Raw genomic sequence first — 14,577 nt, 5'->3', positions numbered from 1 at the left:
GTCACTCCCCCCGCGCCCGGTCGAGCGCCTGGTCCAAATCGGCGATGAGGTCCGCGGCGCTTTCCAGGCCGATGGACACGCGGAGCATATCCGGGGGCGCGGTGCTGCCCGGCCCTTCGAAGGTGAACCGGTGCTCGACCAGGCTCTCCGTGCCGCCCAGCGAGGTGGCGCGGATGAACAGCCCGGTGGCGTTGGCCGTGCGCAGCGCCAGGTCGGCGTCGCCGTCGACGTGCACCGAGAGCATTCCGCTGAACCCGCCGGACATCTGCTTGGCGGCGACGGCGTGCCCGGGGTCGGTGGTCAGGCCCGGGTAGGCGATCCGGCGCACCCGGCGGTCGGTGGCGAAGTGCTCGGCCACAGTCTGCGCGGTCGCGGAGATCTGGCGCATGCGGGTGAACAGCGTCTTCATGCCGCGCACCAGCAGGTACGCCTCCAGTGGGCCGAGCAGTGCGCCGCCGAGTTGGCGGTGCAGCCGCAGCCGCTGCCAGAGTTCGGTGTCCGCGGCCGTGGCGAGGAAGCCCGCGACGACGTCGTTGTGCCCGTTGAGGTACTTGGTGCCCGAGTGCATGACGAGGTCGGCGCCCAATTCGATCGGCTGGGTGTGCACGGGGGTGGGCACGGTGTTGTCCACCCCGAGCAGCGCCCCCGCCGCGTGCGCGATGTCCGCGCAGGCGGCCACGTCGGTGACCAGCCAGGTCGGGTTGCACGGGGTCTCCACCCACAGCAGCGCGGTGGGTGCCGCCTGCACCGCGGCCCGGATGGCGTCGAGGTCGCCGGTGGGCACCGTGACCACGTCGAGCCCGCGGATCGGCCCGAACTCGCGCAGCCACTTGGTGAGCCCGAAGTACATCGTCCGCGGCACGACCACCCGCGCGCCCGCGGGCAGCACGGCGAACACGGCGGTGGCCGCGGCCATGCCGGAGGAGAACACCAGCGCGTCGGCCGCGCCCTCCAGCCGGGCGAGCACGGACTCGGCCTGCTCGTACATCGGGCTGCCCTGATCACGCAGGTAGGCGTAGCCGCCGGGTAGCCGGTAGTCGGCATCGCGTCCGTAGGTGGCGCCGATGTGCACCGCGGGCGGGATCGCGCCGGTGCCGGGGTCGCGCCAGCCGCCCGCCTGGGCGGCCAGCGTCTGCCGGTCGTAGTCCTTCCGCCAGCTGGATCGGGACGGGTCAGGCTGGGACATGCTCTCGTTCCTGTTCCTGTGCGAGGGGGGAGAGGAGGTGCCGGGCGAGGCGGTCGGCGTCGGCCGTGGCCTTGGACGGGCCGCCCGGCGAGGTGACGTAGTGGTTGTAGTAGGTGCTGCCCTCGGCCAGCGGCCCGAAGACGTGCAGCGCGGGCTGGGCCCGGCCGTCGGCGTCAGCGCGCGCAACGCCCGGTCCACCCGCACCCCGACCGGGCGACCCGACGCGGTCACCGCGGTCAGCCTGCCCGCCCAGGCCAGCCCGGAGACCAGCGGGTTGGCAGCGTTGACCGGGTCGACGGCAGGGCTGTGGCCGATGAGCAGCCGGTCGACCACGACCGAGCCGGGTTCGACCAGGTCGTGCGACGTGAGCCGGGTCCGCCCGCCCGACGTGAAGCCGAGCACCGGACGAGGGCCGGGGCCGACCGACACCACGCCTGCGGCGAGCAGCGCCAGCAGCTCCGAGTGCCGTTCCAGCTGCGGGCCGATGACCAGGCGGTTGGCGGCGCCCGCGAAGACGCCGTAGAACCACTCGTGCGAGGCCGGGGTGAGCCGGCCGTGGTCCACCGCCGCGCGGATCACGTCGCGGTGGTCGCGGAGCACCTCCACGGCCTCCTTGACCGGGTCGACGCCCAGCCCGGCCCCGGCGCGCGCGAGGTCCTCGGTGAGCTGGGCCGTGTACCAGGCGCGGTACGTCCCGGTCGAGCGCAGGGCGGCAGCGGGCGGCCCGCCGAGCAGGAGGTCGCGGAAGTCCGGGGAGGCGCCGCCGCCGTAGGACCGCCAGCGGTGTTCCATCTCGGCCAGCACGAGTGGCAGCACGTCGGCGGCGAAGTCCAGCGAACCCCCTCCCAGTGCCTGGTGGGTCAGGTACCGGGCGGGCAGTGCCCGCCGACCGGGGTTCAGCCTGGGCCGGACCATGGCGGGCCTGCCCTGCCTGGACACCAGCACGACGTGCGGCTCCCTGCCGGAGGGCAGGTAGGTCCCGTCGACGAACCGGCCGCCGCGGCCGACGGTGAGCGCGGCGAGCACGTCCATGCCGGTCAACCCCACCCCCTGCAGCGCCACGGTCTCGCCGGGGACGACGTCCGCCACCGCGGCGGGCAGCGGGTAGGGCCCGTCCCCGACGTGCCCGGGCAGGTGCGGCGACCGCTCGCCGTGGCCGACGGCCAGCACGACGCGGTCCACCACCAGCGGCGGCTCGCCCACCAGGTCGATTCGCTCGCCACCGGGCACGGTCGTCACCGCGACCGCCGAGGTGCGGTGCACGTGGACGCGCACCGAGCCCGGGGCCGCGGCCAGCACTCGTGCGGTGACCCAGTTCAGGTACTCGCCAAGCAACGCGCGGGGCAGGTGGTCGGTACCGCGCACCGGCCTGCCGTCGACCAGGACACCGCTCCCGCGTGCCCAGTCGAACAGCGACGGGCCGGTGACCACGGCTCCGGGAGAGCCGAGCATCGACTCGTCGGTGAAGCCGGTGACCTGCTCGCACACCGTGTTGAGCAGCAGGTAGTCCGGCTGGTCCACCGCGTGCAGGCCGACGCCGAGCGGACCCGGCTCGACCACGTGCACGTCCAGCGCGTGCCCGTCCGCCCGGCACACCAACCGCTCCAGCAGGTCCAGGCAGCGGGGGCCGCCGCCGACGATCGCCACCCGGCCCCTCACCAGCGGCTCGTCTCGCCGAAGAAACCGGGGATGTCCACGGCCGTACCCGCGGCCTTGGCCTGCCGGTACAGGTAGTGGCCGACCGCGAGGTCGAGCACGCCCAGGCCGAACGGGGAGAAGATGGTCGGCTTGGCCGGGTCGAGGCTGTCGCGGCCGAGGACGACCCCGGCCAGGGTGCCGGTGACGAAGTCACGGCCACCGGTGAGCTGCTCGGCCAGGTGCGGCGAGGTGTTGGCCTTCATGCAGTGCTCGACGTCGTCGAAGATGTTGTTGGCGCCCAACAGCAGCTCCGGCGCGAGGTCACGCAGCGAGACGTTGAGCACGACCTGGTCCGGCCGGAACTCGTGGTCGGTGATGTACGGGGTGCCCGCGGTCGTGGCGAGCACGACCAGGTCGGCCTCCAGCGCGGTGCTGCGGTCGGTGATCTCCACCGTCGAGCCGTGCCTGGTGCGCAGGTGCTCGGCGAGGAACCCGGCCGACTCGGCGCTCAGGTCGTGGCAACGGACGTCCTGCAGCGGGACACCGACGGCGCGGAGATACGTGGTGATGGTGCGGGCGATGACGCCTCCGCCGACCACACCGACGCTGCCGACGTCCTGTCGCGAAAGGACGGTCGCGGCCAGTGCGGCGGAGGCGGCGGTGCGGGCGGCGCTGATGCCCGCGGATTCGAGCAGGGCGAACGGGTAGCCGGTCGTGTAGTCGTTGAGCACCAGCACGGCGGAGGCGCGCGGGAGGCCGGACTCGATGTTACGGGGGAAGCTGCCGATCCACTTGATGCCGGCGATCCCCGCGTCACCGCTCTCGTCGGTGCCCGCGCCATCGGTGCCCGCGCCATCGGTGCCCGCGCCATCGGTGCCCAGGTAGGCCGGCAGCGCGATGATCCGGGCCTCGGGCTTGTCCGGGAACCGCAGGAAGTAGCTGTCCGGGTTCACCGTCCGGCCGTCCTCATGGGCCAGGTAAGCGGCGCGGACCAGGTCCACGACCTCGGTCTCGTGGCCGTCGAGCAGTTCGGCGATGTGCTTGCCGGGCACCACGGTGAAGTCAAACAAGGTTCAACACCCCTTTCCCGGAAAGCGGTTGGCCGATGTCGACGGCCTCGGGCCCGAAGTACCCGGTGACCCACTCGTCGTCGTAGATGGTGTCCAGGTAGTGGTCTCCCATGTCCGGGGAGATGGCGACCACCCGTGCGCCCGGAGCGATCCGGTCGCGCAGCAGGTGCACCGCGGCCAGGACGGTGCCGGAGGAACCGCCCAGCAGCAGCCCGTGCTCGCGGGCCACCCGCCGACAGGTGCGGATGGTGTCCGATTCGGAAACCTGGACGCGGGTGAACTCGGCGGTCGGGTCGAAGATCTCCGGGACCCGGCTGGTGCCGAGGCCGGGCACGCGCCGCCTGGCGGGCGCGCCACCGAAGGTCACCGATCCGACGGCGTCCACACCCACCACGGTCGTGCGGTTGCGGAACTGGGCGAACCGCTCAACCACGCCCATCAACGTCCCCGTGGTGCCCGCTCCCACGAACAGCCAGTCCGGCGGGCCGACCTCGGCGAGGATCTCCTCCGCCGTGCCGTCCCGGTGCGCCACCACGGGCGCGCGATTGGCGTACTGGTTGAGCCACAACAGGTCCGGCTCGGCGGCCAGCATGCCGAGGATGTAGTCGATGCGGCTGCCCAGGAACCCGTCGTTGGCGTCGCGCCTGGTGACCACCACGACCTCGGCGCCCAACGCGCGCATCGCCCGCACGTTGTGGCTGCTGGCGTTCGGGTCGGTGACCAGCGTGACCTGGTACCCCTCCGCCGCCGCCACCGCGGCCAACGCGACCCCGAGGTTGCCCGAGGTCGACTCGACGATGTGCGAGCCCGGGCGCAGCACGCCCTGTTCGGCCAGCCTGCGGATCATCGCGGCGGCGGACTTCACCTTGATGGACCCGGCCGGGTTGAGACCCTCCAGCTTCACGAGCACGTCGAGCCCCGGCACGAAGTCCCGCAGCTCGTAGAACATGTCTTTGACGACAGCGTCGCCCACACTGCGCACTATCATGAATCCCCCTGCGAGTTCCCCAGTTGACACGCAGCGCCGGCGAACTCGACTTCCAGGCGCACGGCTGGAAACGCGTGCCTCGTCAGGACCCCATCCCTGGCACCACGATCCACCGGCAACATTCCCAGATCCGGAAAGTTTCAACAATAGGCCGAGCGGAGCAAGGTGGACTGAACTCCCGAACATACGAGCCTGAACCTGACCCGTTCCAAGGGATGGGAGTGCAAGTCGCGGCACCATATACCACGACCATCCACACAGCGGCGGGAAACGCGTGATCCGGCGCGGTGATCAGCATGACCAGTAGTGGTCAACGCCTTGACGTAGGAGGTTTCCGCAGCGTATACCGGGTTCGCTCGGGTGGCGACAGCCTTACCCGTCGCAGCTTGCTCTCACTTCTGAGACATTTGAAAATTCAAGTCTTCTCGGGCCATCGACACCGATGGTTCCTCAGAGATCCTCTTCACACTGCCGGCGCTGATCAAGGTTTCTCGCGCTGCCCCAACCCGACGGTTCGACCGAACCCCCTTCGCCTTCCACCTGTGAGGCGCTGCCGCAAGCCCGGCGAACGGTTGAGCGCAAATTATTTAGGTTTTGTGACGTGCACGACCCGGTCAAGGTCGTCGTCATCGCAGCGCTCACGCAATTCCGACGACGACCGCACTCCTCATCGACCTCCCCGCCGCAGGGACCGACGACCTTCGCCTACCTGAGCCATTACGTGTTCACAACGGTATGGAGATGGATACGTCGGAAACACCGCCGGACCACCTGGAAGGAACTGCGCCACCGCTACTGCGGCGGCGGATGGTGGCCCACGGGCCAGGACAGGTTGCTGTTCGACCCGAAGAAGGTCAGCACAACACGCTACCGATACCGGGGATCGGTCATCCGTCGCCCTGGGCCACCGCCTGACGAGGCAGAACCCGCGCACCAGCGGGACTTGTGGAGCGCCCGGCGCCTTGAAGGGGCACGCCGGGTACGGGAAGCGGCCTGGGGAAACGGACCGGTCACCCAACCGGAACCGCGCCCCGGGCCGACCCAACCCGCCCCGGCGACGGTCGGGAAGCTCGTCGATCAGCTTCGCGGACGCTTGCACGACACCACCCTCCCCACGCCCGTGCGGGCCGGCGGCGCCCTCGTACTGCTCTACGGGCTCCCCGTCAGCCGCGTCACCGCGCTGCGCCACGACGACATCCACACCGACACCAAGCGTCGCACCTGGCTCCAGTTCGGTGGACACCGTCTGCGCCTGCCACCCGCCGTCGCCACCCTCCTTCTCGCCCAACAGAAGCACGCCGTCGGCGCGTCCGAGATCGCCCGCGCCCATCCAGGCGACACCGCGTGGCTATTCCCCGGCGGACCCGCGAGCGACGCTCTCTACCGCGCCCTGCGCACCCACCTCCGCCGCGCCCGCAGCGCCGCCCTCGCCGCACTCGCGCCCGACCGGCCCGCCGCAGTGCTCGCCGACCTGCTCGACATCAACATCAACACAGCCATCACGTGGTCCACCTAAGCCCAAACCGACTGGACCGCCTACCTGGCCGCGCGGACCCGACGCAGCTCCTGACAACCAAGCACAGAAGGGCTTCGGCATGACCGACAGAGCGGGAAAGTGGCTCATCGCAATCGAAGGTGTGGCGCGTGAAAGCGTGGCGGTATCGGACGGTTGGTCGTACCAGGTCAGGAAGTGCGAGCGTCGTGATTCTCGCGGTTGGCGAGGACCTGGTCCATGTGGGTCTGTGCCCAGTGCCTGAGGCCGCGTGTCAGGTGGTGGAGTGAGAGGCCGAGCTCGGTCAACTCGTAGGTGACGGTGACGGGGACGGTCGGCGTCACGGTGCGGGTGAGCAGACCGTCGCGTTCGAGTGCTCGGAGGGTCTGGGTCAGCATCTTCTGGCTGACTCCCGCCAGCAGGCGGGAGATCTCGGAGTAGCGCATCGCTCGTGCGGCATCCGGCGCACCGGGCCGGCCGGGTTTGTCTGCTGTGTCGCCGCCAAGCGCGCACAGGATCAGCACGACCCACTTGTCGGAGATCCGGTCGAGGAGCTGGCGGCTGGGGCATACCGCCAGGAACGCGTTGTACTCCATCTTGGCCTGGGCCCTCCGCGCGGCCTTCGTCGGCTTCACTGATTTCGCCTTCCGCCTGTGGGTGAGTTACGCACTTCAGGGTGCCTACTTCCCTACGGGAAGTACCTCTCCCATACTCGTCCGGGGAGGCCGAAGACGCCACCCACGGCGACAAGCGAAAGGCACAACGATGAACGCGCCCACCACATCACTTCCCGGCGGCACCTGGACGCTGGGCAACTCGACGATCACCCGGTTCGGTTACGGCGCGATGCAACTCGCCGGCCCGTGGGTCATGGGGCCACCCGCCGACCACGATGGCGCCCTAGCCGTATTGCGCGAGGCGGTCGCCGCCGGTATCACCCACATCGACACCAGCGACGCGTACGGACCACGCGTCACCAACGAGCTGATCCGTGAGGCGCTGCATCCCTACCCGGAGTCGCTGTTCATCGCCACCAAGGTGGGGGCGAACCGAGACGCGCAAGGCGGCTGGCCCACGGCCCGGCGACCCGAAGATCTGCGCAAACAGGTCCACGAGAACCTCCAGTCCCTCGGGGTCGAGACCCTCGATCTGGTCAACATGCGCATGGGCGACGCCGAAGGCCCCAAGCCCGGTTCGCTCGCCGAGGCGTTCGAGACGCTCGTCGAACTCCAGCGAGAGGGGCTGATCCGTCACCTCGGGGTCAGCAACGTCACCGCCGAGCAGGTCGCCGAGGCCCGCGGCATCGCCCCCATCGTGTGCGTGCAGAACATGTACAACCTCGCCCACCGCCATGACGACCACCTCATCGACAGGCTCGCCGCCGATGGCATCGCCTACGTGCCATTCTTCCCACTGGGGGGCTTCACCCCGCTACAGTCCGATGCGCTCTCGGAGGTCGCGGTCCGGGTCGGGGCGACACCGATGTCGGTCGCGTTGGCCTGGCTGTTGCAGCGCTCACCGAACATCCTGCTCATCCCCGGCACATCATCGACAGCCCATCTGCGCGAGAACATCGCCGGCGCTGGACTCTCCCTCTCCGATGAGGACGTGGCCGACCTGGAGCGTATCGGCCACTGAACGACATGCCGGCCGCGCCCGGATCTAGCGACCGGCACGTCGCTGCCCCCGTCGTTGACGCGTTGTCGACCGCCGCCTCGGTGGATTGAATCGGGCGCGAGTCCCCGGCGCGCTGATCCTCAGCAGCGAACGCAGTCGGGGACTCGGTGAACACAAGCGCGCTCTCGGGTGACTCGATCGCCGAATCCACGACGAGGTGCGGCTCGTCCCAGCTTTCCCACCGCTCCTTCATGCGCAGGACGTGCTCCCACGACACTGTCGGATGCCAGCCGGGGATGCCGCGCACCCTGCCCTCGACCCGGCTGCGCTGCACCCGCTCCTCGGAGCACACGCACTCCACTCCCACGAACACACCGCCCAGGTTCTCGGTGACCGATCGCCACCGCCGCCGGGTTTCCCGGCGGTGCCCGGTCGCGTCAACGATCACGTCGAGCCCAAGTTGCAGCTGGCGCGCGATCGACGCGGTCAGGTTCAGCTCCGCCAAAGCCGTCGTGTTGTCCAAGCGGAGAGCGCCGAACGGAACCAGCGCACCCAACTGCCAGTCCATGGAGAACACCGGAGCGGTGATCCGCCACGCGAGCGCCTCCGCCAGGGTGCTCTTGCCAACCCCCGGGACACCGGCGAGCAGGACCGTCCGGGGCCGCCGCACGGCGTCCGCCCGCGTAATCGGCCGAAGCTTCTCGTACTGAGCGTGCGCCCGGTCCGCCATCAACAGTTGCAACTCCTCGCGCGCGCGGTCCACTCCCGCGACTCCGGGTGACCGGACGGCAGCGTTGTCCTCGGCCACCCGCACCCACCCCAGCACAAGATGCTCCGGGCGCACCGCGATGTCACCGAGCCGCTCGGCCTCCCGCGAAGCCGCGGTCAGCAGGTCCGCCCGCTCGACCACGGCCTCTCCGACGTCACCCGGATCGAGACGTGCCAGCAGTTCCGCGGCGATCTCCCCGTCCGGCGCGGCGAGCCCGGCGAGCAGTTTCCCGACGGCCAAAGTCCGCCCCACGCCCGGCTCGACGAACGCTCCGGCCGAGGGATGCACTGGAAGATCAGCCACGGCGACAAGCCTCCTGTCATGCCTGATGACGTGGTCAAGTGTTACGGAAGGCACTGCGGCGGAACCGGGCAGGTGACAGGGCTTGAATCGACGGCGCGTTGCTCGGGCCGTCGGGAGGAAGTGATCAGGTAGCACGGAGGTGCTGCGGACAGTCTCCCGACGTCAACGCGACTCGTGCCGGGCCGAGGGTGTCTCCCGACGAGACCGGCTCCGTCATCGGTCTTCGTGGGTGAGCGTGGTCCTGCCCGTGCCGGAGGCCGGTTGGACGTGATCGCACCTACGTTGACACAGCACCAGCCGCGCCATTCCCAGCGGGGATGATGTCGGTGATGAGCACTCACGCAGAACGCGACCAGGCGAGCCTTCGGCGGCGGTTGGAGGTGTTGAAACTGCCGGTCGTGTCGCTTCGACGTCACGGCTTCGTGATGCCGGCGGACCGTGTCGCGACGATGCCGGAGCCTGAGGCAGTAGGCGTGGGTCCCGACGGCACGGCCTTTGCCGTGTGGCCATACCGCGATGGCGGCAACCGCAAGCAGGTGACCTGGCACGTCGGCGGCCGGCGGAGAGTCATCGGTGCCGTCGACGTGGAGACCGACCTGCGGGTGAGTTTCGTACAGCCCTTGCCCGAGGGGCACGTCCTACTGGCGGCTGCCCGGGCCAAGCGCGGCGCGGTCAACGCGGAGGTGTGGACCGGCAGCGGCGAGCTCAGGCACAGCGGTCACATCGGTGACGCGATCGAGGAGCTGCTGACCACGCCCGAGGGCAAGGTCTGGGCCGGGTACTTCGACGAAGCGATGGGCGGAAGTGGCCCGGAAGGGCACGGGCTCGCCCGCTTCAGGGAGGATCTGACCGTCGATTGGCTCTATCCGTTGGATGCCGGTCTGCCCTACATCTCCGACTGCTACTCGCTCAACGTTGAAGATGAGACCGCCTACTTCTGCCCCTACACCGAATTCCACATCCTGTCCGTCGCCGGCACGCGGGTGACCGACTGGGGCCCCTCCCCGTGCAGGTCAGCCCACCAGCTGCTGCGACGCGGTGCAGACCTCGCACTCCTCACCGGCTGGGGCCCCGAGTACGACGTCGCGACCCTGTTGCGCATCAGCCGTGACGGGGTACGTCAAGAAGGCAGGCAATGCCGTGTGGTCCTGCCCGACGGCATGGAGGCCAGCGGACTGCGTTACACCGCCAGAGGCGATGTGTTGCACGCCTTCCTGCGATCGACCTGGTACTCCATGGATCTGGACATGCTGAGCGCAGCATCGGGCCAAAGCCGCGCATAGCCTCACGCAGTGCGGACACCGACTGCTCCACCAAGTGGTCACGTCGAGCGGAAACACCGGGCCACGTGGCAGAGCTTGCTCACGTTCGCCGGGGACATACGGTACGCCACCAGTCAGGATTAACAGCGTCACCTGTTTCGAGCACCGCACGATGTCGGCCAGTACCTCGGTCGGCTGCTCCACGCCGAACGCGGCGAGCGCGACACCCGGAAGGGACCAGGGCGCTGACCTGCTACGGGCAGGCGGTACTGGGCCTGCGCTGGTTCCGCCAGAACACCGGCATCACCGCGTTGGCGCGCGATCACGGCACCTCCCGCGCCACCGGCTACCGCTACCTCGACGAGGTCGTCGCCGTGCTCGCCGACCGGGGCGCCGGACCGCGTTGCGGAAGGCGGCGGACAACAAGGACATGACGCGCGCCGGGTTGTTGAACGCCGTGCGGTCGTTGGAGTCCGTGGACTACGAAGGAATGCTGCCCCAGGGCGCCGGCAGCCCTGACGACGGCGTGTTCCGGCAGAGCCTGATCTACAAGCCGGATGGTGCACAGGGCAGGCGACCAGCAGAAACCCATCGGCATGCCGATCGGATTGGATCTTCATAGGTTCTTCATGGGTTCTCTCTAACGTCGCGACTCGACGAGATGGGAGATACATGAGGATCACGACGAGGGTCACGCTGGCCGGTCTGGCGCTGCTGGCCCTGGCCGGGTGCGGTGGCGGGGCGGAACCGCAGGTGGCGTCGGCGCTCGGGACGGAGAGCGCGGCCAAGCCCAACGCGACCGACGAGGTGACGGCCTACGTCGACGGTGTGCGTGCCTGGGTGACGTGCTTGCGGGGAGAAGGGCTCGACGTGTCGGATCCCGATCCGACCGGCACGGTCACCTTCCCCGGTGATCCCGCAGCACTGAAGAGCGACCCGAAATTCGCCGCGGCACAAGAGAAATGCGCGTCGCTCCTGCCTACCGTGCCGGAGAAGGTAGAGGAGATGCGCAAGCCCAAGATGACACCGGAGGAGATAGAGGTCCGCCTCCAGTACGCCCGGTGCATGCAGCAGAACGGCGCACCCGACTTCCCCGACCCCGGCTCGGACGGCTACACACCGAGAGATCGGCAGCAGTGGAACCAGGACTCAGCGGGAGCGCGGCAGGCCACACGTGCCTGCGCGTCGATCATCGGTGCCCCGGAGAACCCCGGTGAGGGCCAAGGGTGAGCCGTCGACGTGTCTGGCTGGGCGTCGGGGCCGGGGCGCTGGCGGTCGCGATCACGGTAGCCGGCACGCTCGGCATCGGCGGCCGCGGCGCTCCGACCGCCGCCGCGCCGGAGCCGCCGCTCACCGTCGAGATCACCAAGGGTCCGCTGGCGCGGGCCGCCACCGTGGAGGGAACGCTCGGTTATGGCGTGGAGACGCCGATCTCCGTGCGGGCCACCGGCGTGGTGACCTGGCTGCCACCGGAGGGCACGGTGGTCAACCAGGGCGAAACCCTGCTGCGCGTGGACGATCGTCCGGTGGTGCTGCTGTTCGGTGACTTGCCGATGTACCGTGGGCTGGGCGAGACGACACCGCAGGCTCCGTCGTCACCAAGCACGTCGTCACCAAGCACGCGGTCACCGAGCACGCCGTCGCGAACCGGGGCAGCGCAAGACCCGCCGACGTCCGCACCTGCCGTTCCCCCCGTGCCGTTCAAGGGGCGTGACGTGCGCCAGTTCGAATCGAACCTGGCGGTGCTGGGCTACCGCGGGTTTGCCGTCGACGACACGTTCAACGCCCAGACCACGGCCGCCGTCAAACGCTGGCAGCGCAACCTCGGTGTCACGGAGACCGGTGTGGTCGAAGCCGGGGACGTGTACTACGCACCGAGCGCGTTGCGGATCGCGGGTTCGGCCGTGCGGCTCGGCGCTTCGGCCACGGGTGACGTCCTGGCCGTCACCGCGACGGCAAGGCAGGTCACCGTGTCCGCGCCCGCGAACGACGCGGCATGGGCGGTGGTCGGCGCCGAGGTCGAGGTGACCCTGCCCGACCGGCGCACGGTGTCCGGCAAGATCGTCAGCGCGACACCGACCCAGGCTCAGGCGCAGCCCTCCGGCGGTCAGGCCACGCCCGGCCTCAAGGTCGTGGTGGACGTTCCCGATCAGAACGCGCTCGGCTCCCTCGACCGCAGCCCGGTGACCGTGCGCTATGTCGCCGAGAAGCGGGACGACGTATTGTCCGTCCCGGTGTCCGCTCTGGTCGCGCTCGCCGAGGGCGGGTACGGGCTGCAGTTCGACGACGGCCGGTTCGTCGCGGTCACCACCGGGCTGTTCGCCGACGCCCGGGTCGAGGTCGACGGGGACGGTATCGGGCCGGGCATGCGCGTGCGGGTTCCAGCGTGAACGCCGTCGTGCGGCTGTCCGATGTCGAGAAGAGCTATCCGGGTGGCGTCACCGCACTGCGGGACGTCGACCTGGAGATCGGCTACGGCGAGTTGGTCGGCATCGTCGGGCCTTCCGGGTCCGGCAAGTCCACGATGCTGAACCTGATGGGCACGCTCGATCACCCATCGCACGGCCGGGTCGTGGTGGACGGCCACGACGTCGCCGCCCTGTCCGACCGCGAAGTCTCCGCGTTGCGGGCCCAGCGGATCGGCTTCGTGTTCCAGCAATTCCACCTTGCCGCGGGGGTGTCGGTGCTTGACAACGTCGCCGAGGGACTCCTCTACACGGCCGTGCCGATCGGCAGGCGCAGACGGCTCGCGAGGGCCGCGCTCGACCGGGTGGGGTTGAGCCACCGGCTCACCCACTTGCCGCACGAGCTGTCCGGCGGCGAACGCCAACGCGTCGCGATCGCCCGTGCGGTGGCGGGTGAACCCGCGCTGCTGCTGGCCGACGAGCCGACCGGCAACCTGGATTCGGCGTCCGGTGCGGCTGTGCTGGATCTGTTGCGCGGACTGAACCAGACGGGCACGACTGTCGTGGTGATCACGCATGACCACGGCGTCGCGGATACGCTCGCGCGGCGGATCGATATGCGTGACGGCCGGATCGTCGGGGAGGAGTGGCGATGAGCGGGCTGCGTGCGGCGCGCTTGCGTCCGGCGGACGTCATTCGGCTGGGTGCGTCCGGGTTGCGCACACGTCCCCTGCGGGTGTTCCTGTCCGCGCTGGGTATCGCGATCGGCGTGGCCGCGATGATCGGCGTGGTCGGCATCTCGGTGTCCGGCAAGGCGGAGGTCGATCGTCGGCTCGACGGGCTGGGCACGAACCTGCTGCGGGTGGCGCCCGGACAGACCTTCACTGGTGAACAGACCGTGCTGCCCAAGGAGTCCGTGATGATGATCTCGCGCATCGAGCCGGTGCGAACGGTCGCCGCCACCGGCGTGATGCACGCCAACGTGTACCGCAACGACCACATTCCGGTCGGCCGCACCGGCAGCATCGCGGTCTTGGCCGCGGGGGAAGGGTTGCTCGCCACGCTCGGCGGCACCATCCACAATGGAGCGTGGTTCACCGGTGCGACACAACAGCTTCCGTTGGTCGTGCTCGGCTCGCTGGCCGCGCAGCGGCTGGAAGTGCGGACGCCCGGTGTGCGGTTGTGGCTGGGCGGACAGTGGTTCGCGCTTGCCGGTGTGCTCGATCCGATCCCGCTCGCGCCCGAGGTGGACAACGCGGCGCTGGTCGGTTGGGATGCCGCGCGGACCTACCTCGGGTTCGAGGGCAATCCGTCCACGATCTACCTGCGCGCGGTGGACAGCCAGGTGTTGGCCGTCCGGTCGGTGCTCGCCGCGACCGCGAAGCCGCAGAACCCCGGTGAGGTGCAGGTGTCCCGGCCGTCCGACGCGCTGGCCGCGCGGGAGGCCACCGACGCGACGTTCACCGGGCTGCTGCTCGGGCTCGGCGGCGTGGCGCTGCTCGTCGGCGGCGTCGGCGTCGGCAACACGATGGTGATCTCGGTGCTGGAGCGCAGGTCGGAGATCGGGCTGCGCCGCGCGCTGGGCGCCACCCGTGGCCAGATCCGCGGTCAGTTCTTCGCCGAGTCGCTGCTGCTGTCGCTGCTCGGCGGTGCGGGCGGCGCCGTGCTGGGCACGCTGATCACCGCGGGCTACGCGGTCGGCCAGGGCTGGCCGACGGTAGTGCCGATGTGGATCACCATGGTCGGAATCGGCGCCACCCTGCTGATCGGCGCGCTCGCCGGCCTCTACCCGGCCGTGCGGGCGAGCAGGCTCGCGCCCACCGTGGCGTTGGCGACCGTCTGAAATG

Annotated in this window: 12 protein-coding genes and 1 pseudogene; 8 read left to right on the top strand and 5 right to left on the bottom strand. The window is 69.9% G+C overall.

Annotated features, from left to right (window positions below; translation table 11 throughout):
- Nucleotide 1 precedes the first annotated feature (1 nt).
- Genes F4560_RS04185 through sbnA form a run of 3 tightly spaced genes read right to left on the bottom strand, consistent with a single transcriptional unit; the run spans nucleotide 2 to nucleotide 4,867 of the window.
- Nucleotides 2-2,845, bottom strand: a complete 2,844-nt coding sequence (locus F4560_RS04185; RefSeq protein ID WP_184916448.1) for an aminotransferase class I/II-fold pyridoxal phosphate-dependent enzyme — start codon at nucleotides 2,843-2,845, stop codon at nucleotides 2-4.
- Nucleotides 2,842-3,894 carry a 2,3-diaminopropionate biosynthesis protein SbnB gene (gene sbnB, locus F4560_RS04180; RefSeq protein ID WP_184916445.1) on the bottom strand — a complete coding sequence of 351 codons (1,053 nt, stop codon included), beginning with the start codon at nucleotides 3,892-3,894 and terminating at the stop codon, nucleotides 2,842-2,844. The genes F4560_RS04185 and sbnB overlap by 4 nt, the downstream gene beginning before the upstream one ends.
- Nucleotides 3,887-4,867, bottom strand: a complete 981-nt coding sequence (gene sbnA / locus F4560_RS04175; RefSeq protein ID WP_221483330.1) for a 2,3-diaminopropionate biosynthesis protein SbnA — start codon at nucleotides 4,865-4,867, stop codon at nucleotides 3,887-3,889. The genes sbnB and sbnA overlap by 8 nt, the downstream gene beginning before the upstream one ends.
- Nucleotides 4,868-5,975: 1,108 nt before the next feature.
- Between sbnA and F4560_RS04170 the strand changes: the two genes are divergently transcribed.
- Nucleotides 5,976-6,398 carry a hypothetical protein gene (locus F4560_RS04170; RefSeq protein WP_184916441.1) on the top strand — a complete coding sequence of 141 codons (423 nt, stop codon included), beginning with the start codon at nucleotides 5,976-5,978 and terminating at the stop codon, nucleotides 6,396-6,398.
- Nucleotides 6,399-6,565: 167 nt separating this feature from the next.
- Here the strand turns inward: F4560_RS04170 and F4560_RS04165 are convergent, their stop codons facing one another.
- Entirely contained in the window at nucleotides 6,566-6,970 is a 405-nt protein-coding gene (locus tag F4560_RS04165; protein WP_184928888.1) for a winged helix-turn-helix transcriptional regulator, read from the bottom strand.
- A gap of 169 nt (nucleotides 6,971-7,139) precedes the next feature.
- On the opposite strand from F4560_RS04165, the gene F4560_RS04160 reads away from it, so the two are divergent.
- The gene (locus F4560_RS04160) at nucleotides 7,140-8,012 is read left to right on the top strand and encodes an aldo/keto reductase family oxidoreductase (RefSeq protein WP_184916438.1); all 873 of its coding nucleotides are present in this window, start codon (nucleotides 7,140-7,142) and stop codon (nucleotides 8,010-8,012) included.
- Here F4560_RS04160 and F4560_RS04155 read toward each other — a convergent pair.
- Nucleotides 7,906-9,063 (bottom strand): P-loop nucleotide/nucleoside kinase family protein, encoded by a 1,158-nt coding sequence (locus tag F4560_RS04155; RefSeq protein ID WP_184916435.1) that lies wholly within the window; start codon nucleotides 9,061-9,063, stop codon nucleotides 7,906-7,908. The genes F4560_RS04160 and F4560_RS04155 overlap by 107 nt on opposite strands.
- A gap of 329 nt (nucleotides 9,064-9,392) precedes the next feature.
- Between F4560_RS04155 and F4560_RS04150 the strand changes: the two genes are divergently transcribed.
- The 6 genes and pseudogenes from F4560_RS04150 to F4560_RS04130 all read left to right on the top strand — a co-directional run bounded on the left by F4560_RS04150 (nucleotide 9,393) and on the right by F4560_RS04130 (nucleotide 14,573).
- Nucleotides 9,393-10,346: a hypothetical protein gene (locus F4560_RS04150; RefSeq protein ID WP_184916433.1), complete on the top strand. Its 954-nt coding sequence runs from the start codon at nucleotides 9,393-9,395 to the stop codon at nucleotides 10,344-10,346.
- A 132-nt stretch (nucleotides 10,347-10,478) separates the two neighbouring features.
- Nucleotides 10,479-10,714 (top strand): annotated as a pseudogene (locus F4560_RS46480) (IS5/IS1182 family transposase); the annotation flags it as partial.
- A gap of 283 nt (nucleotides 10,715-10,997) precedes the next feature.
- Entirely contained in the window at nucleotides 10,998-11,555 is a 558-nt protein-coding gene (locus F4560_RS04140; RefSeq protein WP_184916430.1) for a hypothetical protein, read from the top strand.
- Nucleotides 11,552-12,715 (top strand): peptidoglycan-binding protein, encoded by a 1,164-nt coding sequence (locus F4560_RS44035; RefSeq protein WP_312868401.1) that lies wholly within the window; start codon nucleotides 11,552-11,554, stop codon nucleotides 12,713-12,715. Before F4560_RS04140 ends, F4560_RS44035 begins: the two co-directional genes overlap by 4 nt.
- Entirely contained in the window at nucleotides 12,712-13,386 is a 675-nt protein-coding gene (locus tag F4560_RS44030) for an ABC transporter ATP-binding protein (RefSeq protein ID WP_312868400.1), read from the top strand. The genes F4560_RS44035 and F4560_RS44030 overlap by 4 nt, the downstream gene beginning before the upstream one ends.
- Nucleotides 13,383-14,573 carry an ABC transporter permease gene (locus F4560_RS04130; protein WP_184916424.1) on the top strand — a complete coding sequence of 397 codons (1,191 nt, stop codon included), beginning with the start codon at nucleotides 13,383-13,385 and terminating at the stop codon, nucleotides 14,571-14,573. The genes F4560_RS44030 and F4560_RS04130 overlap by 4 nt, the downstream gene beginning before the upstream one ends.
- Nucleotides 14,574-14,577: the final 4 nt, after the last annotated feature.

The sequence above is a fragment of the Saccharothrix ecbatanensis genome (assembly GCF_014205015.1).
In the GTDB taxonomy this organism is placed as follows: domain Bacteria; phylum Actinomycetota; class Actinomycetes; order Mycobacteriales; family Pseudonocardiaceae; genus Actinosynnema; species Actinosynnema ecbatanense.
The sequence above is the reverse complement of the archived record's forward strand: the minus strand, read 5'-3'. Positions and strand labels throughout refer to the sequence as shown.